Origin of the sequence: Streptomyces buecherae (assembly GCF_014295035.1) — a bacterium.
GTDB classification, from domain to species: Bacteria; Actinomycetota; Actinomycetes; order Streptomycetales; family Streptomycetaceae; genus Streptomyces; species Streptomyces youssoufiensis.
Genome location: NZ_CP060404.1, coordinates 6,497,903 through 6,517,694, shown reverse-complemented (window position 1 = coordinate 6,517,694; position 19,792 = coordinate 6,497,903). Strand labels below are relative to the sequence as shown.

20 protein-coding genes are annotated in these 19,792 nt (G+C 74.7%); 16 read left to right on the top strand and 4 right to left on the bottom strand.

Annotated elements, in window-relative coordinates:
- Window positions 1-6 precede the first annotated feature (6 nt).
- The gene (locus tag H7H31_RS25875) at window positions 7-900 is read left to right on the top strand and encodes an ECF transporter S component family protein (protein ID WP_187061340.1); all 894 of its coding nucleotides are present in this window, start codon (window positions 7-9) and stop codon (window positions 898-900) included.
- 65 nt (window positions 901-965) lie between these two features.
- Here the strand turns inward: H7H31_RS25875 and H7H31_RS25870 are convergent, their stop codons facing one another.
- Complete coding sequence (locus H7H31_RS25870) at window positions 966-1,421, bottom strand: GNAT family N-acetyltransferase (RefSeq protein ID WP_187061335.1); 456 nt, start codon at window positions 1,419-1,421, stop codon at window positions 966-968.
- 198 nt (window positions 1,422-1,619) lie between these two features.
- Entirely contained in the window at window positions 1,620-2,861 is a 1,242-nt protein-coding gene (locus tag H7H31_RS25865) for an acetyl-CoA C-acyltransferase (RefSeq protein ID WP_187061334.1), read from the bottom strand.
- A gap of 324 nt (window positions 2,862-3,185) precedes the next feature.
- Here H7H31_RS25865 and H7H31_RS34365 point away from each other — a divergent pair, with 324 nt between their 5' ends.
- The 5 genes from H7H31_RS34365 to H7H31_RS25840 all read left to right on the top strand — a co-directional run bounded on the left by H7H31_RS34365 (window position 3,186) and on the right by H7H31_RS25840 (window position 8,167).
- Window positions 3,186-4,079, top strand: a complete 894-nt coding sequence (locus H7H31_RS34365) for a MerR family transcriptional regulator (RefSeq protein WP_232110085.1) — start codon at window positions 3,186-3,188, stop codon at window positions 4,077-4,079.
- 100 nt (window positions 4,080-4,179) lie between these two features.
- Window positions 4,180-4,317: a hypothetical protein gene (locus tag H7H31_RS25855; protein WP_187060133.1), complete on the top strand. Its 138-nt coding sequence runs from the start codon at window positions 4,180-4,182 to the stop codon at window positions 4,315-4,317.
- An 88-nt stretch (window positions 4,318-4,405) separates the two neighbouring features.
- Complete coding sequence (locus tag H7H31_RS25850; protein ID WP_187060132.1) at window positions 4,406-5,095, top strand: hypothetical protein; 690 nt, start codon at window positions 4,406-4,408, stop codon at window positions 5,093-5,095.
- Window positions 5,096-5,281: 186 nt separating this feature from the next.
- The gene (locus H7H31_RS25845; protein ID WP_187060131.1) at window positions 5,282-5,863 is read left to right on the top strand and encodes a GNAT family N-acetyltransferase; all 582 of its coding nucleotides are present in this window, start codon (window positions 5,282-5,284) and stop codon (window positions 5,861-5,863) included.
- 120 nt (window positions 5,864-5,983) lie between these two features.
- Window positions 5,984-8,167 (top strand): MMPL family transporter, encoded by a 2,184-nt coding sequence (locus H7H31_RS25840; protein ID WP_187118097.1) that lies wholly within the window; start codon window positions 5,984-5,986, stop codon window positions 8,165-8,167.
- A 31-nt stretch (window positions 8,168-8,198) separates the two neighbouring features.
- On the opposite strand, the gene H7H31_RS25835 is transcribed toward H7H31_RS25840, so the two are convergent.
- Window positions 8,199-10,397 (bottom strand): bifunctional glycosyltransferase 87/phosphatase PAP2 family protein, encoded by a 2,199-nt coding sequence (locus H7H31_RS25835; RefSeq protein ID WP_187063895.1) that lies wholly within the window; start codon window positions 10,395-10,397, stop codon window positions 8,199-8,201.
- A 706-nt stretch (window positions 10,398-11,103) separates the two neighbouring features.
- Between H7H31_RS25835 and H7H31_RS25830 the strand changes: the two genes are divergently transcribed.
- The 5 genes from H7H31_RS25830 to H7H31_RS25810 all read left to right on the top strand — a co-directional run bounded on the left by H7H31_RS25830 (window position 11,104) and on the right by H7H31_RS25810 (window position 13,836).
- Window positions 11,104-11,514: a DUF2000 family protein gene (locus tag H7H31_RS25830; RefSeq protein ID WP_187063890.1), complete on the top strand. Its 411-nt coding sequence runs from the start codon at window positions 11,104-11,106 to the stop codon at window positions 11,512-11,514.
- Window positions 11,515-11,679: 165 nt separating this feature from the next.
- On the top strand, window positions 11,680-11,949 hold the full coding sequence (locus H7H31_RS25825) for a hypothetical protein (protein ID WP_187063889.1): 270 nt from the start codon (window positions 11,680-11,682) through the stop codon (window positions 11,947-11,949).
- Between the two features lie 138 nt (window positions 11,950-12,087).
- Window positions 12,088-12,768: a DUF4352 domain-containing protein gene (locus H7H31_RS25820; RefSeq protein WP_187063888.1), complete on the top strand. Its 681-nt coding sequence runs from the start codon at window positions 12,088-12,090 to the stop codon at window positions 12,766-12,768.
- Window positions 12,769-12,915: 147 nt separating this feature from the next.
- Window positions 12,916-13,251, top strand: coding sequence for an antibiotic biosynthesis monooxygenase family protein (locus tag H7H31_RS25815; RefSeq protein ID WP_187063887.1), 336 nt, complete (start codon window positions 12,916-12,918; stop codon window positions 13,249-13,251).
- Between the two features lie 69 nt (window positions 13,252-13,320).
- Window positions 13,321-13,836: a GNAT family N-acetyltransferase gene (locus tag H7H31_RS25810; protein ID WP_187063886.1), complete on the top strand. Its 516-nt coding sequence runs from the start codon at window positions 13,321-13,323 to the stop codon at window positions 13,834-13,836.
- A gap of 24 nt (window positions 13,837-13,860) precedes the next feature.
- Here the strand turns inward: H7H31_RS25810 and H7H31_RS25805 are convergent, their stop codons facing one another.
- Window positions 13,861-15,981, bottom strand: coding sequence for a DHA2 family efflux MFS transporter permease subunit (locus H7H31_RS25805; RefSeq protein ID WP_187063885.1), 2,121 nt, complete (start codon window positions 15,979-15,981; stop codon window positions 13,861-13,863).
- A 192-nt stretch (window positions 15,982-16,173) separates the two neighbouring features.
- Here H7H31_RS25805 and H7H31_RS25800 point away from each other — a divergent pair, with 192 nt between their 5' ends.
- From H7H31_RS25800 to H7H31_RS25780, 5 genes are all read left to right on the top strand, one after another.
- Window positions 16,174-17,166, top strand: a complete 993-nt coding sequence (locus H7H31_RS25800) for a peptidoglycan-binding domain-containing protein (RefSeq protein ID WP_187118096.1) — start codon at window positions 16,174-16,176, stop codon at window positions 17,164-17,166.
- 240 nt (window positions 17,167-17,406) lie between these two features.
- Window positions 17,407-18,081, top strand: coding sequence for an HAD-IA family hydrolase (locus tag H7H31_RS25795; RefSeq protein WP_187063883.1), 675 nt, complete (start codon window positions 17,407-17,409; stop codon window positions 18,079-18,081).
- A gap of 126 nt (window positions 18,082-18,207) precedes the next feature.
- On the top strand, window positions 18,208-18,789 hold the full coding sequence (locus H7H31_RS25790) for a dihydrofolate reductase family protein (RefSeq protein ID WP_187063882.1): 582 nt from the start codon (window positions 18,208-18,210) through the stop codon (window positions 18,787-18,789).
- Window positions 18,790-19,074: 285 nt separating this feature from the next.
- On the top strand, window positions 19,075-19,350 hold the full coding sequence (locus tag H7H31_RS25785; protein ID WP_232110084.1) for a hypothetical protein: 276 nt from the start codon (window positions 19,075-19,077) through the stop codon (window positions 19,348-19,350).
- Window positions 19,347-19,634: a hypothetical protein gene (locus tag H7H31_RS25780; protein WP_187063881.1), complete on the top strand. Its 288-nt coding sequence runs from the start codon at window positions 19,347-19,349 to the stop codon at window positions 19,632-19,634. Before H7H31_RS25785 ends, H7H31_RS25780 begins: the two co-directional genes overlap by 4 nt.
- The last annotated feature ends 158 nt before the right edge of the window (window positions 19,635-19,792 follow it).

Here is a 19,792-nt window from a genome sequence, read left to right as displayed (position 1 = left end):
GGCCAGCTGCCAGCGCCCGGCGACGCGCCCACGGCCGGCGCCGCCGCGCACCCGCCGCGCGCCCAGCGGCAGTCCCGGCCGATCCGCCTCGGCCCGCGCTCGGTGGCCGCGCTCGTGCTGGTCAGCGCGATCGGCGTGGCCGCGTTCGGCTGGCCGCTGCTGGCCGACTCGGAGTCGGGGCTCGCCCACTCGCGGGACGCGCCCTGGCTGTTCGCGGCGCTGCTGCCGCTGCTGCTCGCCGTGGTGGTGGCGACGATCGCCGACACCGGCCTGGACGCCAAGGCCATCGCGATGCTCGGCGTGCTGGCCGCGGCCGGCGCCGCGCTACGCCCGCTGGGCGCGGGCACCGCGGGCATCGAGCCGATGTTCTTCCTCATGGTGCTCTCGGGCCGGGTGCTCGGGCCGGGCTTCGGGTTCGTGCTCGGCGCGGTGGCGATGTTCGCGTCCGCCCTGCTGACCGGGGGCGTCGGCCCGTGGATGCCGTTCCAGATGCTGGCGATGGGCTGGGTCTCGATGGGCGCCGGGCTGCTGCCGGGCCCCCACCGGCTGCGGGGCCGCGGGGAACTCGCGCTGCTCGCCGCGTACGGGGCCCTGTCGTCGGCGCTCTACGGCCTGATCATGAACCTCCAGGGCTGGCCGTACATCGGCGGCCTGGGCTCCGGCGTCTCCTTCGTGCCCGGCGACCCGCTGCCGGAGAACCTGTCCCGCTTCCTCGCCTACCACCTGGCCACCTCGCTCGGCTGGGACCTGCCGCGCGCCGTCCTGACGGTCGTCCTCGTGCTGACGTTGGGCGGCACCATCCTGGCGGCGCTGCGCCGCGCCACCCGGCGGGCCGCGTTCGACGCGCCGGTCGCCTTCCGGCCGCACGAGGGCGCGCCGCGCCCCGGCCGAACGCCGTAGACGTGGCCGGATCGCCGCCGACACTCGTTCGGCGCCGCCCTGCCTCGATCCGTCGCGCGCGCCGTTCAGTCGAGGACGAAGGCCAGCTCCGGCCGGTCCCAGGCGACCGACGGCGGGTTGGCGCGCAGGGTGCCCACGCGCCGCGCGCCGACACTGCGGTAGAAGCCCTCGGCCGGCGGGTGGGAGACGACGCGGACGCTGGCGATGCCCTCGGCGCGCGCCTGTGCCTTCATGTGCTCGGCCAGCCGCCGCCCGATGCCCAAGCCCTGCGCGAGGTCGCTCACGAACATCAGGTCCAGCTCGGGCGGGTCAAGGACCAGCGAGTAGAACCCGAACAGCCGATCCGTCGCGTCCACCGCCACGAAGACCCGGTGGGTCGCGATGTAGTCGGGGCCGACCCGGTAGCCCGCCACCATCGCGGCGTAGCGCCCCTCGTACGCGGAGGAGCGCCGGACCAGCGTCGTCAGCCGGCGCGCGTCCGACGCCGTGGCCCGTCGGATCGTGACGTCCGTTCCGCGCATGACACCGCTCCCGTCGCCCTGACCGCGCCCGTCGCGCGCGGGCCGGGCCCGACGCACGCCCGTCGCGTAATAGATCACTAGGACCACAGACTATTACGCGTGGTGGTGGGCCTCCAGCCGTGCGCGGCGTGATCCGGCGCACCCGGGGCACGGGCGGCGGCGCGCGGCGCGTGCCCGGACGGGGCGCGGGGGCGGGGCCTACAGGCGTTGCAGCAGGGTGCCCGTGGCCTGGCCGCCGCCCGTACCCATCGCGATGAGCGCGATCTCGGCGTCCCGGCGCTCCAGCTCGTGCAGGGCCGTGGTGATCAGCCGGGCGCCGGTGGCGCCCACCGGATGGCCGATGGCGATGGCCCCGCCGTTCACGTTCACCCGTTCCAGGTCCTGCTCGAAGACCTGCGCCCAGGACAGCACCACCGACGCGAAGGACTCGTTGATCTCGACCAGGTCCACGTCCGCGAGGGTCATGCCCGCCCGGCCGAGCACCGCCCGGGTGGCGTCGACGGGGCCGTCGAGGTGGAAGTGCGGGTCGACGCCGACCAGGGCCTGGGCGAGGACGCGCGCCCGCGGGCGCAGTCCGAGGGCGTGGGCCACCGGCCGGGCAGCCCACAGGACGGCGCTCGCCCCGTCGGAGACCGGCGCGGTGGTGCCCGCCGTGTGCACAGCGGCCGGCATCACCGCCCGCAGCTCGCCCAGCGCCGCCAGGCTGGTCTCCCGCAACCCCTCGTCACGCTCCACCAGCCGCCAGTCGGCCGCGCCGGCGGCCTGGCCGTCCCAGCCCCCGGCCGCACCGTCCCACTCCCCGGCCGCGCCGGCCCAGTCGCCGGCCGGATCGGCCTGACCGCCCCTGGGCGGCGGCACCCGCACGCCGAACGTCTCGCGCGCGAACCGGCCCCGCGCCCACGCCCGCGCCGCCCGCTGCTGCGAGGCGAGGCCCACCGCGTCCACCCGCTCCCGGGTCAGGCCCCGGCGGCGGGCGATGCGCTCGGCGGCCTCGAAGTGCCCCGGCAGGTCCACGTGCCACGGGTCGGGCCACGGCCGGCCGGGCCCCTGCCGGCTGTTGCTGCCGAGCGGCACCCGCGACATGGCCTCGACCCCGCAGCCGATGCCCACGTCGATCACCCCGCTCGCGACCATGCTGGCCACCATGTGGTTGGCCTGCTGCGAGGAGCCGCACTGGCAGTCCACGGTGGTCGCGGCGGTCTCGTACGGCAGGCCCCGGGCGAGCCACGCGTGCCGGGCCACGTTCATCGACTGCTCCCCGGCCGGCGTGGCGGTGCCGCCGACGACCTGCTCGACGCAGTCGGCCGCGAGCCCGGTGCGGGAGAGGAGTTCGCCGTACGTCTCGCCGAGCAGGCTGGCCGGGTGCAGGCCGGCGAGCGCCCCGCCACGGGCGCCGATCGGGGTGCGCACCGCCTCGACGATGACGGGTTCCCGGGCCATGGCTCGTCCTCTCTCGCGTCCACGCGCGGGGCGAACCGGTGTGCGTGCCCCCCCCCGGAGTCGGGACTGGTACGCGTATCTGTGACGGGCGTTCAGTCTGCGGAGGACGCGACGGGGGCGCAAGAGTCGTGCAGGAGGGGCGCGCTGGGCGGTCGGCGGGCGTCCCCGCGCGGCCCGGGGCGCGGCCGTCACCGTTCGCGGCCGGGCGGGTACGAGCCCGGTCCGGCGGCGAACGCGCCCGCGTGGCGGGCAGGTTGCTGCCAGGCGCCGTCGGGTCGCCGCCATGTCACCCGGCGGAGATGTCGGGACCCTACACTCGCTCGCGTGGACCAGGCATCGGGGCACGGCCGGGAGTACCGCGTGGCGGAACTGGGGCGCGCGGCGGGCGTCAAGGTGCGCAATCTGCGCTACTACCAGGGCCGCGGGCTGCTGCCGCCGCCGCGCTACGAGGGCCGGGTGGCGCTGTACTCCGAGGCGCACCTCGCGCGGCTGCGGCTGATCAGCGACCTGCTCGCGCGCGGCTACCCGGTCAACGGCATCGCCGAGTTGTTCGCCGCCTGGGACCAGGGCAGTTGCCTCGCCGAGTTCCTGGGTTACGAGCACCCCGCGCGCGGGTGCCGGCCCGTGGCCGAACGCCGCACGCCGGTGGTGACCTGCCGCGAGGAGTTGCGCGAGCGGTTCGGCGACCAGGTGACCGAGGAGAACCTGCGCCGCGCCGCGGAACTCGGCTACCTCCGCGTCGAGGGCGAGACGATCACCCACGGTAGCCCCGAACTCGTCGACCTGGCCGCGGAGTTGGTGCGCGCCGGAGTACCGCTCGACGCGCTGCTCACCGCCGGCGCCATGGTCCGCGACCACACCGCGCGACTGGCCCGCCACCTGGTCACCGCCGTCGGCGCCCCCGCGTCCGCCGACCCTCGCCACGCGCCGGCCCCCCGGCCACCCGGACCCGAGACCGACCCGCCCGACACCAGCCCGCCCGACACCAGCCCGCCCGACACCGGCCCACCCGCCGCCGAGCCGCCCGGGGCCGAGCCGCCGGGCGCCGCCGGGCCGCAGCCCGCGGCGCGGCGGCTCGCGCGCGCGGTGGCCACCCTGCGCCCGCTGGCCGGCGAGGCGCTGGGCGCCGAGTTCGCGCGGGCGGTGGACCGCGCGGTGGCGGCGGAGTACGGCGCGGCACGGCGGCCCGTACGGGGCGACGCCGACCCCGCGCGCTGACCGGCTCGGCCGCCTCGGATCCGGCCGGGCCCAGACCCGGAACGACCCGCCGGGGCGCCGCACCCCGGGGTGCGATTCCGCCAAGTACGGCTTCCATCCCATGGCTGACAACGACGGCATACCTGCACTTCGCTGGCGCGGCCGGGCATCGATCGTTGATCCGACGATTCATCAGAACCTGCCGGGTCGGCCGAAAAACGCCCTGGCTGATCTTTTCAATGGCCATTGGCAGCTTTAGGATCGGGCCCCGTTACGTCAGGTAATCAGCTCGGTTCATGTTGTGCGCGGAGACCGCTTCCGCAACGCCGCTCTCAAGGAGCCCCTTCATGACGAACCGCACGCACCGCTCCCGCGTTCTGACCACCTCCGCCGCCGGCGTCGCCGCCGCCGCGGCCGTAGCGCTCTCGCTCGCCGGCACCGCCACCGCCGAGTCGCGGACCACGGCGGCGGCCGGGTCCACCACGGTGACCCCGGCGGGCCACTACTTCGGCGCCAAGCAGTCGGGCGACATCGTCCTCAAGGCCGGCGCCATGACCGTGACCTGTAAGGTCTCCACCTCGCAGCCCGCCGGCAGCGGCAGCGCCAATCAGATACCCGCGGCGCCGAACAACACCAACCCGAGCGGCCCGGTGTCCGGCACCATCACCGCGCCCACCTTCGAGGACTGCACCACCAACGTGCCCGGCGTGAACGTCTCCATCGCCACCTCCGGCACCTGGGGCATCTCCATCCAGCACGGCACCACGATCGCGGCCAACCTGTCCGCCCCGCAGGGCGGCCTGGTCATGAGCCTGACCGGTGCTCTCACCTGCACCGGCACCTCCGGCGCCGCGAACGTCCCCGGCACCTGGACCAACGGCTCCCCGGCCAAGCTCAGCTACGCCGAGTCCACCGTCCCGGTGACCATCACGGGCGGCGCCGGTTGCCCGACCGACGTCACCTCGGCCTCGCTCAGCGCCGCGTACGACGTCTCGGACGTCACCGACCCGTCGGCCACGCTCGCCGTGACCGCCTGATCCGGCCCACTCTCCCCGCCCCGGCCCGGCGCGACAACGCCCGGGCCGGGGTGGGGTCTTGGCACACCCCGGCGCGCCGCCCGCCGCCGCCCGGGCCGGGCCAGTCCGGGCGGCGGCCCCGCCGGACCCGCCCGACCACGCCTTTCTCCCGTGCTCCGGGACCCGGGCCTGGCTTACGGTGTCGCCATGGCCACTCCCCTCGCTCCCGCCTCGCTCACCGAGGCCGTGCCGCTCCCAGGCGGCGTACTGATACGCCCCGCCGCCGAGTCCGACGCCGAGGCGCTGGCTGCGGCCTTCCGGCACAGCCGCGACCACCTGCGGCCCTGGGAGCCGCGGCGCCCCGACAGCTTCTTCACCACCGAGGGTCAACGGGCCCGGCTCCGCGAGCAGGCCGTGGAGCAGCGCGCCGGCCGGGTCGCGGCGTGGCTGCTGACCGACGGCGAGGCGGTCGTCGGTGGGCTGACGCTCTCCGGCATCGTCCGCGGCCCCTTCCGCAACGCGCACCTCGGCTACTGGATCGCCGCCGGACACCTCGGCCGGGGGCTGGCCACCGCCGCGGTGCGCGCCGCGTGCCAGGCGGCCGACGGGGAACTCGACCTGCACCGCCTGCAAGCCGGCACCCTGGTGCACAACACGCGCTCGCAGCGGGTGCTGGCCAAGAGCGGCTTCGAGCAGTTCGGCAGGGCGGAGCGCTACCTGCACATCGACGGCGCCTGGCGGGACCACCTGCTCTTCCACCGCGTCCTCAACGACCGCCACCCCGCCTGACCCCACGCGCCCGGGTGGGCGGGGCCCGCCCCATGGGCGTCTCCGAGATGCGCGCGGTGGCGCGCCGGCGGATGCTGGCTGAACGCGACGATCCGAACGGGGGCGAGCGAGAGGGCAGGCATGTTCGCAGGTCTGGGCCGTTTCGTGGTGCGCCACCCGTGGTGGGTGATCGCGACGTGGGTCATCGCCGCCGCCGCCGTCCTCTCGTTCGCCCCCAAGCTCACCGCCACCAGCGACGAGGCGAGCTTCCTGCCGTCGGAGTACGAGTCGATCAAGGCGATGGACCTCCAGGAGGCCCAGTTCCCGCAGCAGCAGAACATCGCCGCCATCATCGTCTTCCAGCGCTCCGACGGCGCCCGGCTGACCCCGGCGGACTCCGCCGGCGTACGACAGGTCTCCGCCGACCTGGCCGGGCGGGACATCCCCGAGGTCCAGGACGTCAGCGCGGCGGCGGTGTCGCCCAACAAGCGGGTGCAGACCGCGACCGTGGCCATGCCCGAGGTGGCCAACCCGGACGACACCGCGCAGCAGGACGCGGTGCAGACCCTGCGGGACGTGTTGCCCACGACGCTGAAGGGCACCGACCTCACGGCGGGCGTGACGGGTTCGGCCGCCCAGTCCCTGGACGAGCGCGAGTCCTCCGAGCGGGCGGGCACGCTGGTGGCCGTCGGCACCGTCGTGATCATCATCGTGTTGCTGGTGGCCATCTTCCGCAGCCCGATCATCGCGCTGCTGCCCGTCGTACTCATCGGCCTCATCTCGCCGATGGCCACCGGCCTGATCGCCAGCGCCAACGACGTCTTCGACATGAAGGCGGACCGCTCCATCCAGGAGTTGCTGACGGTCGTGCTGTTCGGCGTCGGCACCGACTACATCCTGTTCCTGCTCTTCCGCTACCGCGAGGCGCTGCGCGCCGGCGAGGACGCCAAGGGCGGCATGGTGCACGCCGTGGAGCGGGTCGGCGAGGCCATCGCCTCGGCCGCCGGTGCCGTCATCGTCGCCTTCGCCGCGCTCGCCCTGTCCACCCTCGGGATGCTCAAGTCGATGGGCCCGGCGCTGGCCATCGCCGTCTTCGTCACGCTGCTCGCGGGGCTGACCCTGGTGCCCGCCGTGGTGTCGCTGCTGGGCACCCGCGTCTTCTGGCCCTCGCGCTCCTGGCGGGCCGAGCCGTCCGGCACCGGCTTCGCCCGCTTCGGGGCGGCGCTCGCCCGCCGGCCGGCCGTGTGGGCCGTGGCGTCCGCCGTGTTCATGGGGGCGCTGGCGGTGGGAGCGCTCGGCTACCGCGCCAACTTCGACCTCGCGGGCTCCTCGCTGCCCAAGACCAAGGAGTCCATCGTCGCCCAGCGCGACATGGAGAAGGGCTTCCCGGCCGGCACCACCGACCCGACCTCCATCTACCTGGACGCCCCCGACGGCGGCCGGCTCAGCCGCGCCGAGACGACGGCCTTCCGCGACCGGCTCCGCCAGGTGGACGGCGTCGGCTCGGTCGATCCGGCCAAGCTCAGCAAGGACGGGCGGACGGCGTCCTACGAGGTGGTGCTCGCGGACCCGCCCGCCTCCGACGACGCCCTCGACACGGTACGAAGCGGGCTGCGCCCGGCGGCGGACGAGGCGGCACCGCAGGGCACCCGGGCCCTGGTCGGCGGCACCACGGCGGTGTACGTCGACATCAACAAGGCGGTCGACCGCGACTACGCCGTGGTCTTCCCGGTGGCCGCGCTGTGCATCATGATCATCCTCGGCCTGCTGCTGCGCAGCCTGGTGGCGCCCTGGTACCTGATGGTCTCGGTCGCGCTCGGCTTCGGCGCCACGCTCGGCGCGACGTCCATCATCTTCCAGCAGATCGGCACCCAGCCGGGGCTGATGTTCATGCTGCCGGTGATCATGTACCTGTTCGTGGTCGCCCTCGGCACCGACTACAACATCCTGATGGTCTCCCGGCTGCGGGAGGAGGCCCGCGAGGGCCGCGACCCGCGCGACGCGGCGGGCACCGCCGTACGCCACTCCGGGCCGACCATCGCCGCCGCCGGCGTCATCCTGGCCGGCACGTTCGCGACGCTGATGCTCGCGGGCAACGCCACCCTGTCCCAGATGGGCTTCGCGCTGTCCTTCGGCATCGTGGTGGCGGCGTTCGTGATGGCCATGATCTTCACGCCGAGCCTCACGGCGCTGATCGGCCACAAGGCGTGGTGGCCCGGCCACGGCGACCGGGCCCCGAACCAGCCGGCCACCCCCGACACACCGGCCGCCGGCCCCCGGAGCGAACGCGCCCCGGACGCCCCACCGCCCCCACCCGACGCCTGAGCGGCGCGCGACTGCCCGTCGCGCGCCGCCGCTAGCGGGCCGCGTCGGCCGGGGCTGGCTGGTCGTCCGGGCCCGCGTCGGAGCCCTCGGACTTCCCGGAGCCCGGCTTGCCTGGACCGGGCTTGCCGAGGTCGGGCTTCACGGCTTCGGGCGTTACGGAGGCGGGCTGGGAGTCGGTGGGCTCGGCGGCACCGGCGTCGTCCCGTACGGCGGTGGGCGCCGTGGCGGAGGCCCGGGCGGGGTCGGCTCCCGGCAGCTTGGCCCGGGCGCTGGCCCACAGGGCGGCCACCCGGCCGCGCGCCTCGATGGCCGCGGACTCCGTGGCCCTGGCCGGCTCGATCGGGGCGCGGCCCGCGCCGGTCAGCACGTACTGGAGGGCGAAGCCGGCCGCGACGACGGCCGCGCCACCCACCGCGTCAAGGAGGTAGTGGTTGGCCGTGCCGACGATGACCGCGGTGGTCAGCACCGGGTACAGCAGGCCCAGCACCTTCATCCACAGCTTGGGCGCCACCAGGGCGATCACCACGCCGCACCACAGCGACCAGCCGACGTGCAGCGAGGGCATCGCCGCGTACTGGTTGGAGAGCTTGGTCAGCGCGCCGAAGTCCGGGTCGTTGAGGTCCTGCGGGCCGTGCGCCGTGTCGATGTAGCCCATGTCCATCAGGCGCGGCGGCGCCAGCGGGTACAGCCAGAAGCCGAACAGCGCGAGCAGCGTGGCGAAGGCCAGCGGGGTGCGCGCCCAGCGGTAGGTGGCGGGGCGGCAGACGTACAGCCAGGCAAGGAGCGACAGCGGGACCAGGAAGTGGAAGGTCGAGTAGTAGTAGTTCATGCTCGCTTCGAGCCACGGGGTGTCGGCCACGAAGTGGTTGAACCAGTACTCCACGTCGATGTGCAGCCAGCTCTCGATGCTGAGGATCTGCCGGCCGTGCCCCTCCGCCAGGCTCCGCTCGTCCGGCGCGTGGGCGCGGATGAACGAGTAGCCCCAGTAGCCGACGCGGATGAGCATCAGCTCCAGGACCAGGTTCGGCCGGGACAGCGGGCGCCGCCAGAACTTCAGCATCGGCACCCACGAGTACGGCGTCCGCGCGGGCTCCGCCGTCGGGCTCGGCTGCGGCCGGTCCCACTCGGGGGCGTCGCGCGTCAGGAAGGGCACCAGGCAGGCGGCGGCCAGCGCGGCGAAGAGCTGGGCGTTGTCGCCGATGAAGCCGAGGCCCTCCAGGCCGCCCGGCATCAGGGCATGCCGGTTGAGTGTCATGACCAGCACCACGAGCACCGGCCACACCAGCCGGTCCGCCTGCCGCCTGCCGACCCGGCCGACGACGGCCAGCAGTATCCACAGGAGCTGGTGCTGCCAGGAGGTGGGCGAGACGGCCAGCGCGACGCAGCCGGTGATCGCGGCGGCGAGCAGCAACTGCCCGTCCCTGGCGTAGTGCGTGGCGCGGCGCAGGCCCCACCAGACCACCGCCGCGGCGAGCACGGCCAGCAGGGTCAGCTCCAGCGGCCCGCGCAGCCCGGCGCGGAGCAGCAGGCCGTGCAGCGACTGGTTGGACAGGCTGTCGGGGCTCTCGCCGAGGCCGGCGCCGCCGATGTGGTGCACCCAGTACGTCCATGAGTCGTGCGGCATCACGGCCCAGGCCAGCGCGGAGCAGGCGGCGAAGGTGGCGCCGGTCAGGACGGCGACCCGGCGGCGGCCGGTGAGCCACAGCAGCCCGGCGAACAGCAGCAGGGCGGGCTGGAGCGCCGCGGCGACGCCGATGAGCAGGGCCGACTGGCGGGCGGAGGTCTTCGGCAGCAGGGACAGCAACACCAGCAGGACGGGGATGATGCTGGTCTGGCCGAGCGTGAAGGCGTTGCGTACCGGGAGTGAGAGAACGATCAGGCTGATGGCGACGGGGGCGGCGAGCAGCGCGGTGCGCCGGGAGACCGGGCTCGGCAGCAGGCGGGCGGCGACCAGGCCGAGGATGGCGACGAGGGCGAGGGTACCGAAGGTCCAGGCGACGCCGAGGCTCTGCTCGGCGGCCCGGGTCAGTGGCTTGAGGACGAGGCCGGCGAAGGGAGTGCCGGTGAAGGCGTCAGTGTCGTACAGCGAGCCCCGGACGTGCAGCACGCCCCGCTCGCCGATCCACGTCTCCAGATCGGTCAGGCGCTGGTCCGGGGGCAGTCGCAGCACCGCCGCCGCCTGGCGGGCGGCCAGCAGGCCGGCCACCACCCACAGCCCGGCGAGCGCCATGCCGATCCGCGAGCGGGCGGCCGGCTCCGGCCGGGTGCCCGCGGATCTGCCCAGTCCGCTCCGCTCGACGTCCGTCACGCCCTGCTGCTCCCCCACTCGCCGTGTCACTCGTATCCAATGTTCGAGACCTTACTGAGCCCGCAGAAAAGACGCGGAAAACCCCCGCGTCACCTGACCGCTGCCGCGGGTTGCCTGGAAGTCGCCTGTCGTTCGCCGGGGTGACCATGTACGCGCATACGTCGCCAGGAGTAATTTCACCACTTTCCCGTGAGCCGTCTGATCACTGGGTGGCCGGGGGCACCCGCCACCCGCCGGCCGGCCCGCGGCGCGAGCGCGCGGTCGCCCGCACGCCGGCGTGGACGCCCGATCGGGGCGCCCGGAACGCCGTGCTCCGGCCGTGGCCACCGTACGACGGGGCACCGCGCGGCTACGCCGTTCGAGGGAGCGCCGACCGCGCGCGGGCCGGTGCGACCGGGCGTGCGCCGAACCCGGCGAGCGCCGGCCGCCGGTTCCGTGGCGGGCCGACGGGTCCGCCCACGTCGCCGCTCCGCTCGCTGCCTCCATCACGTCATTGTGCCGCGCTCTCGGGTACCCCCGCTCCGCGAGCCGGCCGCACACGGTGTCGACGCGGCGCCGGGGCGGCGGCGGGCCGGCGCCGCGCACCAGCGTCCAAGACGCCGCCCCCGACCCCCGGCACCGTGCTGACATGCGCTTTGACACCAAGATCGCGGTAATTGTCCGGAGCGACCTCGCCGCCTGGCAGAAGTTGAACGTAACCGCGTTCCTCTCCAGTGGCATCGCTCACGCCGGGGCTGACGTCGTGGGCAAGCCCTACGAGGACGGCTCGGGCAACGGGTACCTGCCGATGTTCCGCGAGCCCGTCCTCGTCTACGCGGCCGAGGCCGCCACCCTGCTCCGTACGCACCAGCGCGCCCTGAACCGGGGCGTGAGCACGGCGCTGTACCCGGTGGAGCTGTTCGCCACGGACAACGACGACGACAACCGCGCCGCCGTACTGGCCGTGCCCGCCCCGGACCTCGACCTGGCGGGCCTGGCGGTGCGCGGCCCCCGCGCGGCCGTGGACAAGGTCGTCCGGGGGCTGCGGATGCACGACTGACCGGCACGCCAGGGGGTTGCGTCCGCGCGCGTACGGGGCGCGCGGAGTGCCACGGGCGCCGACGGGCCCGGGTGCACGCCCCGGACCGGAAATGTTTCCCGGACAGGCCGGGGCGCGTTGGCCACCATGGTCGGCGCAGGCAACTCTCTCCGTGGAAGGACACGCGTGGATATCGCAACCGCACTCGCCATGACGAAGGCCGAGCGTCAGTCGAACATCGAGCGCATCGAGCGTGGCCGGGAGCGCGGTCGGGCGCTCATCCAGAACGCTCGGCCCGGTCCGTACGCGGACGGGCTGCTGGCGGCGCACGAGTACGACCTCGCGGTGGTCACCGCGCTGCGGCTGATCGACGCCGTGGGCGTCTCCGGCCCCGATGCCGCCGCCGCCGTCTGGCCGGCGCCCCCGCCCCGACCGGCGTACCTGACCGCGACCTGATCACTCGGCGGCCCTCGGGCGGTCGGCCGCGGAGAACTAAGCGGGTGAGATACGCCATGCGCCCAAAGGGAACCGTTCGGTGCATACTGAGCCCGCACCAGCGGCGCTCGGGCCGCTGGTGGCCATTCGGGGGGTCCCATGCGCGTGTCCCGCGCCCTTGCTGTCCTGACGTCCGCGGCGCTGCTGAGCGCCGTACTCGCCGGCTGCTCCGACGACGGGGGTGACGGCAAGGGCGCCGCCGACCCGGCCGCATCGGCGACGCGGCCGGCCGCCAGCGAGGCCGCCACCGGTACGGACGCCGAGGCCGCCGGCGACGCCCCGCTCGACGTGCCCGAGGAGACGACCGAGGCGAAGACCGCGCCCGCCGCCAAGGCCCCGTCGCTCGCGGTCGGCGAGTCGGGCACGTACGAGGTCGGCGAGACCGACGAGTACGGCGAGAACTTCAAGGTCACCTCCCGGATGAAGGTGACGGTGGTCAGCGCGGAGTACGTGACGCCCGCGCAGGTCAACACCACCAACCAGCCCGAGAAGGGGCAGTACGTCGCCCTCACCCTCACCGTGCGCAACACCGGCGGGGCGCCGGCCGACTTCGCCGCCTACGGGATGATGAAGTGGGAGGACGCCAAGACCGCCGCGCAGGACGCCACCACGCTGGAGGGCGTCGGCGAGGGGGCGGACCTGGACACGACGTACAAGCCCGGGCAGTCCGTGACGGGGCGGCTGGTGCTCGACGTCGTGCGGCGCGGTGGGGTCGTCCACTACTACGACGCGAACGCCGGGGGCGAGTCCCCCTCCTTCACGGTCGAGCTGCCGAAGTAGCCCGGCTCGGGCGGGGGCGGGCGGGGCGGCCACGCCGGCCGGGGCGCCGACCGCCTCGGCCGGCGCCCCGGGCGATGTAGGAGACTGCTCGCACAGGACCGAGGCGAGGTCGCCGGCGCGGTGGCCTCCGGGTGTGAGAGGTGTCGAGTGAGCGTCGTCAAGATCAACGTACTGACGGTTCCGGCGGAGCAGCGCGAGGTGCTGGAGCAGCGCTTCGCCGCCCGGGCCGGCGCCGTGGAGGGCTCCGACGGCTTCGAGTGGTTCGAGCTGCTGCGCCCCGTTGAGGGCACCGACCAGTACCTCGTCTACACCCGCTGGCGCAGCGAGGAGGACTTCGCGGCGTGGATGGAGAGCACCATGAAAGCCGGCCAGGGCGGCCAGGGCAGCCACGGCGGCGAGGGTGGCGAGCGGCCCAAGCCGGCCTCCACCGGCGCCACGCTGTGGTCCTTCGAGGTCGTGCAGCAGGCGTCGCCCAAGGGCTGAGGCCCGCGCCCCGCTGACCCGGCGAAACGCGGCTGCGGCGGCCCGCGGCGGGTGCTCACAATGACCCGCATGACATCAGCCTTCACCCAGCGGGCGACCTGGGAGGTCGCCGCGCGACCCGTACACACGCCGGAGTCGGCCGCGTTGCTGCGCGCGTACTTCGTCGAAGTGAGCGACCGCTACTACCTGCGGCACGAGAACCGACGATCGACCCCCGAGGAGATCGAGTCGGGTCTCCTGGAGCACCACAGCGACGACCTGATACCGCCGCGCGCGGTGTTCCTGGTCGGGCGGTACGGGGGCGCGGCGGCGGGCTGTGCCGGGGTGCGGCTGCGCGACGCGGCGACGGCGGAGCTGAAGCGGCTGTACGTGCGGCCCGCCGAGCGCGGCACGGGCGGCGGCTCCGCGCTGCTGGCCGCGGCGCACGCGAGCGCGCGGGAGCTGGGCGCCCGGCGTCTCATCCTGGACACCCGCAACGACCTGGTCGAGGCGCGGGCGCTGTACAAGCGACACGGCTATGTCGAGATCGAGCGCTACAACGACGATCCGTACGCGGAGCACTGGTTCGCCAAGGGCCTGGTCTGACGGGAACGGCGCGGGGGCCGTGGTTCACACCGGACGGCGGCGCACGCCGGCCTTCGGCCGGTAGGCGTCGCCGTTGTGCGGGCGTTCGCCGTCGGAGCCGCACAGCTCGCCGGTCAGCTCGTGGACCAGGGCCACCAGGTCGGTCGGGCGATCCGGGCCCCACCAGTCGCCGAGCAGTGCGGCGAGCGACTCCTCGCGGGCGTGCGCGAGGCGGGCCGCGACCTCGCGGCCCCGCTCGGTGAGGACCAGCGACAGGCCCTCGCGCTCCGCGAGGCGGCGCTCCTCGACCTGCCGGGCGGCGGCGGTGACCACGCCGAGGGGCAGGTCGGCGCGCTCGGCGAGCAGGGCGGGTTCCACGAAGCCGTGGTAGTTGATCCGCAGCAGCAACCAGCAGGACGCCGGCCGCAGCTCGACGCCGGCCCGCTCGGCGATCTCGGCGTAGACGTGCTTGCGGCCCTCGCGGCTGCCGAGCGTGGACAACGCGCGGGCCACCTCGTCGCGCGAGGTGCGTTCGACGGGGTTGCTGGCCAGCACCTCGCTCGCCTCCGGGGCGGTCACGGACGCGCGCAGCGGCTCCTCCCGCAGGAACCAGGCGAGCGCCAGCGCGACGAGCACCAGCGGCACCGCGTACAGGAACACGTCGGTGATGGAGGCGGCGTACGCGTCGAGCACGCCGGCGCGCTCGCCGGGCGGGAGTCCGCTCACCGCGCGCGGGTCGGCGCTGAGCGAGTCGGGGTTCACGCCGGGTGGCAGCGGCTGTCCGGCGAGCGCGTCGGATATGCGCGGGCCGAGCTTGTTGGCGAAGATCGTGCCGAAGATGGAGACGCCGAACGAGGCGCCGATGGAGCGGAAGAACGTGGCGCCCGAGGTGGCCACGCCGAGGTCCGCGTAGTCCACCGCGTTCTGCACGATTAGCACCAGGACCTGCATCACCAGGCCGAGCCCGAGGCCGAAGACGAAGAAGTACGCGCTCATCTCGGCCACGCCGCTGTGCCGGTCGAGCTGGTGGAGCAGCAGCAGGCCGAGCGCGGTGACGGCGGTGCCGGCGATGGGGAAGACGCGGTAGTGGCCGGTGCGGCTGACGATCTGCCCGGAGGCCGTGGAGGCGATGAGCAGCCCGAGCACCATGGGCAGCATGTGCACGCCGGACATGGTCGGCGTGACGTCGTGGACGACCTGGAGGAACGTCGGCAGGTAGGTCATGCTGCCGAACATCGCGAAGCCGATGACGAAGCCGATGGCCGAGCAGAGCGCGAAGGTGCGGCTGCGGAAGAGCCGCAGCGGCAGCACGGGCTCCACGGCCCGCCGCTCGACGCGGACGAAGGCCGCGAGCAGCGCGATGGCCAGCACGCCGAGGCCGGTGATCTGCCAGGAGTCCCAGCCGAAGGTGACACCGCCGAGCGAGGCCACCAGGACCAGGCAGGCGGCGACGGCCGCGATGAGGAAGGTGCCCAGGTAGTCGATGGTGTGCCGGGTGCGGTGGCGCGGGATGTGCAGCGCGGCGGCGATCACCAGCAGGGCCACGACGCCCACGGGCAGGTTGATGTAGAACACCCAGCGCCAGCTCAGGTGGTCCACGAAGACGCCGCCGAGCAGCGGCCCGAGCACGCTGGTGGCCCCGAAGACGGCGCCGAACAGGCCCTGGTAGCGGCCCCGCTCCCGGGGCGGCACGAGGTCGCCGACGATCGCCATGGACAGCACGATCAGCCCGCCACCGCCGAGCCCCTGCACCGCGCGGAAGCCGATGAGCTGGGGCATGTCCTGGGCGATGCCGCACAGGGCCGAGCCGATGAGGAAGATGACGATGGCCAGTTGGTAGAGGTTCTTGCGCCCGTACTGGTCGCCGAGCTTGCCCCACAGGGGCGTCGCGGCGGTCGCGGCGAGCAGGTACGCCGTCACCACCCAGGACAGGTGCTCCAGGCCGCCGAGGTCGCTGACGATGGTGGGCAGCGCCGTCGAGACGATCGTCTGGTCGAGGGCGGCGAGCAACATGCCGAGCAGCAGCGCGCCGATCGCCACCAGCACGGTGCGCCGTTCGTGGTCGTGGTGTCGGTCCGGGTGGGCGGCCGGGTGGCTGGCGGCGCCGGCGGCGGACGCGGCGGGCCCGCCGGGCAGCGGGCCCCGCGAACGTGCGTCCTCGGCCATGTGGCGTCTCCTTGTCCGTGGGTCGGCTGCGCGTGGTGCCGCTGGCCGCCGACGGCGGCCGGCCGCTCATCCCATCCTCACCCGTTTGCCCGGTTACGGCCTGTCGAGCGCCGTCCCCACCGCGGACGTCCGCCTGCGCGAACACGTGTCCGGTCTGCATAATCGCCAGCGACGTACGAGGGAGGGAACAACGTGACGGGAGAACTCTGCCCGCACTGCTTCGCACCGCCGCGCGCGGACGGGCGACCGGGATGCGCCTGCGCGGCGCGCGGGGCCGGCCTGCCGGACCTCGCGACGACCGCCGCGCTGCCCGAGACACCCGAGACCGGCCCCAACCCCGACGACCTGCGCCTCTTCGACGACGACCCGCCGAACGCCGACCAGGCGGACGCCGACCAGGCGGACGCCGGCTCGGCAGCGGCGGGCGGGGCGCCCGGGGGTGCCACGGGCGCCGCGCCGGCCGGCGGTGCGGGGCACGGGGACGGACCGGACGGGGGCGACACCGGGGCGGGGGGCAGACCGGCACGGCACCGGCGGCGGCGCCCGCTGGCGATCGTGATCGCGGCGGCGGTCCTGGTCGCCGTGGTGGGCACCGTCGCCTTCGGCACCGGGCTGCTCGGCGGCCGGAGCGGCGAGGGGTCGGACGACCGCGCGCTGACCGACGACCGCGCGGCCACCCCCTCCGCGGCCCTGCCCACCTGGGACGGGCGGATGACCGACGGCGCGACGCCACCGCCGAGCAGCACCGCGACCCCCTCGCCCAGCGCCTCGCGCTCGGGCGGCGCGAGCCCGTCCGCGACACCGTCGGCGACGCCGTCGCGGACGCGCGAGCCCAGCGCCTCGCCCTCCGCGTCCTCGGCGCGCCCCTCCGAGACCGGCGCTCCCGACCGGCCGAGCGAGCGGCCCACGCCCTCCACCTCGGCCCCGGCCGACCCGCCGCGACCGACCGAACCTACGGGCCCGCCCGTGCTGCGCCAGGGCGACAGCGGCACCGAGGTCGCCGAACTCCAGGACCGGCTGCGCCAGACCTGGACCTACGTCGGCACGGTGGACGGCGAGTACGACGCGAGCGTCACGGACGCGGTCGGCACCTACCAGCGCCGCCACGACATCACCGCCGACCCGGAGGGCGTCTACGGCCCGCACACCCGCGACTACCTGGAGGCCCGCACGGACCAGCCGTGACCCGGCGGGGCCGCGCGTGCCGCCGGAGCCGGCGGGGCGCGGACGTGTGACGGACCCGCGCGCGGGTCCGTCACACGGCGGATATGAGGTGTTCATCCGGGCCATGACCGGGGGCGCTGGCGTCGCGGGACGACTCTTTGTATGTTTGAGAAACAAAGTGGTTCCGCCCGCACCCCTGACCGTGGGCGGGGCCGCTTTCCTTCGCGCACCGCGCGCCCACGCCGAGCCCAGGAGTGCCCCATGGCTCCCACGAGCACCCCCCAGACCATCGGCGCCGTCAAGGCGCTGCTCCTCGACATGGACGGGACGCTCGTCAATTCCGACGCCGTCGTGGAGCGCTGTTGGCGGCGCTGGGCCGCGGAGCACGGCCTCGACGGCGACAGCGTGATCAAGGTCGTACACGGGCGGCAGGGCCAGGCCACCATGGCCGTGCTCCTCCCCGACCGCCCGCACGAGGAGAACCTCGCCGACAACGCCCGCATGCTCGCCTGGGAGACCTCCGACGTGGACGGCGTGGTGCCGATCGCGGGCGCGCCCGCGTTCCTCGCCTCCCTGGCGCGGCTGCCGCACGCCCTGGTCACCTCGGCCGACCGCGGCCTGTCCCAGGCCCGGATGGAGGCCGCCGCGCTGCCGATGCCGCGCGTGCGGGTCACCGCCGAGTCCGTGAGCGCCAGCAAGCCCGACCCGGAGGGGTTCCTCAAGGGCGCGGCGGAGCTGGGGTTCGCGCCCGCCGACTGCGTCGCCTTCGAGGACTCCGAGGTGGGCATCGCCGCGGCCCGCGCGGCGGGCATGCGCGTGGTCGGCGTCGGTCCCCGCGCGGCGGCCCACGCGCCCACGGCCCACGTGCGCGACCTGACGCAGGTCCGCGTCGAGGCGCTGCCGGACGGCGGCCTCACCCTGCACATCGCCCCGTGAGCCGGGCGGCCCGGTAGCCGGCTTCGGGCCGCCTCGACCCGGCCACGGGGAGATCCGTAGCCCTGCCATGCGAAGTGCCAGCCCGCACACGCTAACTTGGGGCACCCCGAAGCGGAGGAGAGCCCCGTGGGCAAGGTCGTCATGTACAGCTCGGTGTCGGTGGACGGTTTCGTCGCGGACGAGAACGACCAGCCTGGACCGCTGTTCGACTGGTTGCTGAGCGGTGACGTCCCGTTGGACGAGAGCGGCGCGTTGAAGGTGTCGCAGGCGTCCTACGACTACATCCGACCGTACTGGGACCAGATCGGCGTCACGGTCGTCGGCCGCCACGTCTTCGACCTGACGGACGGCTGGGACGGGAAGCCGCCGGGCGGGATGGACCACATGGTCGTCGTGACGCACCGGCCGCAGCCCGAGGGCTGGGACCCCAAGGCACCCTTTCACTTCGTCGACGGCGTCGAAGCAGCCGTGGCCAAGGCGCAGGAGCTCGCGGGTGACCGCTTGGTCGAGGTCGCCGCTGGCGACGTCGGTGGCCAGGTACTTGCCGCGGGTCTGGTCGACGAGGTGCGCATGGACGTCGTACCCGTCGTGTTCGGCTCCGGCAAGCGCTACTTCGGGTCGGTCCACGCACAGCACCTGCTGGAGGGACCCGACCTGGTGGTTCAGGGCGACCGCGTGCTCCACCTGCGCTACCAGGTGCGCCGTTGACCGACCCGAGCGGCTACGTGTTAAGCGGCCTCGCCGCGAACGGAAGAAGACGGGGGCCGCCGACGCGTCGACTTCCACCGCCTCGGCGCCGCCGGGGCGCGCGTGCCCTCACGCGTGGTCTCCCGCGTACCGCCGGGTCAACCGCCCGGGTGGTACAGGCTGATTTCCTACCTGACGCGCCGCACATCCCGCCTTCCCCGCCACACGCCGCCGGTTGGCCCACTCTGGGCTGGTCTCCGCGCGGGCGCACGTGGGCCCCACACCTTGAGGAAGGGATACGGACCGATGACCTCCATGGGGAAGCCTCCGGCAGCGCTGGACGGGTCGGGTGGCCCGTGGCCGATGGACCCCGAGCGGGGGCCGGCACGCGGCGAGTTGGCCATGGACGAGTCGTCGGGCCGGATGGGGGTCGTGCTGCGCCCCGGCGCGGGCCGCGTCGCGTTGCGCGCGCTCACCGGGGGCGACCGGTGGGAGGCGGAGGCGGCGGCGGTACGGCTGCCCACGCCCCGGGAGCGGCTCAGCGCGCGGATCGCGATCGTGAACGGGCGGTGGGGGAAGTGACCGAGGAAGAGGCGGTCGAGGCGATCGGCGACGCCGTGGAGGACCTGACCACGGGCCGCGTCGGCGTGCTGACCGACGCCGGCCCGTACACCTCGCCGACCACCCGACGCACGACGTTCCTGGTCTTCATCCGGCCGGAGCGCGGCGGCGTGGAGTGGACGGTCGAGCCCGAGCAGGTACGCCGCCACACGCCGGGGCACGCGCCGCACGGGCGCGTACCGTCGGCGCGCGGCACCTCCCGCGCGCTGGCCGCCGCCCCACCGCGCCCGATCCCGTACCACTGACGGCGCCGCCCGCCGGCCCGCCGCGCGGATCAGCCGGCGGGGGCCACGACGGCGCGGGGCGCGGGGCACGGGCCCCATCGGCCGCTCCGTACCTGGGCAGGGTGGGCGGCAGGCGGGCGGCGGGCGCGCCGTCAGGCCGTCGCCGAGACCGGCCGGGC

Bases quoted from the DNA above. Each gene is read 5' to 3' on its own strand.
- H7H31_RS25870 (WP_187061335.1), bottom strand. From the start codon at position 1,421: ATGCGCGGAACGGACGTCACGATCCGACGGGCCACGGCGTCGGACGCG.
- H7H31_RS25865 (WP_187061334.1), bottom strand. From the start codon at position 2,861: ATGGCCCGGGAACCCGTCATCGTCGAGGCGGTGCGCACCCCGATCGGC.
- H7H31_RS25855 (WP_187060133.1), top strand. From the start codon at position 4,180: ATGGCTGACAACGACGGCATACCTGCACTTCGCTGGCGCGGCCGGGCA.
- H7H31_RS25850 (WP_187060132.1), top strand. From the start codon at position 4,406: ATGACGAACCGCACGCACCGCTCCCGCGTTCTGACCACCTCCGCCGCC.
- H7H31_RS25845 (WP_187060131.1), top strand. From the start codon at position 5,282: ATGGCCACTCCCCTCGCTCCCGCCTCGCTCACCGAGGCCGTGCCGCTC.
- H7H31_RS25840 (WP_187118097.1), top strand. From the start codon at position 5,984: ATGTTCGCAGGTCTGGGCCGTTTCGTGGTGCGCCACCCGTGGTGGGTG.
- H7H31_RS25835 (WP_187063895.1), bottom strand. From the start codon at position 10,397: ATGGCGCTCGCCGGGCTGTGGGTGGTGGCCGGCCTGCTGGCCGCCCGC.
- H7H31_RS25830 (WP_187063890.1), top strand. From the start codon at position 11,104: ATGCGCTTTGACACCAAGATCGCGGTAATTGTCCGGAGCGACCTCGCC.
- H7H31_RS25820 (WP_187063888.1), top strand. From the start codon at position 12,088: ATGCGCGTGTCCCGCGCCCTTGCTGTCCTGACGTCCGCGGCGCTGCTG.
- H7H31_RS25810 (WP_187063886.1), top strand. From the start codon at position 13,321: ATGACATCAGCCTTCACCCAGCGGGCGACCTGGGAGGTCGCCGCGCGA.
- H7H31_RS25805 (WP_187063885.1), bottom strand. From the start codon at position 15,981: ATGGCCGAGGACGCACGTTCGCGGGGCCCGCTGCCCGGCGGGCCCGCC.
- H7H31_RS25795 (WP_187063883.1), top strand. From the start codon at position 17,407: ATGGCTCCCACGAGCACCCCCCAGACCATCGGCGCCGTCAAGGCGCTG.
- H7H31_RS25785 (WP_232110084.1), top strand. From the start codon at position 19,075: ATGACCTCCATGGGGAAGCCTCCGGCAGCGCTGGACGGGTCGGGTGGC.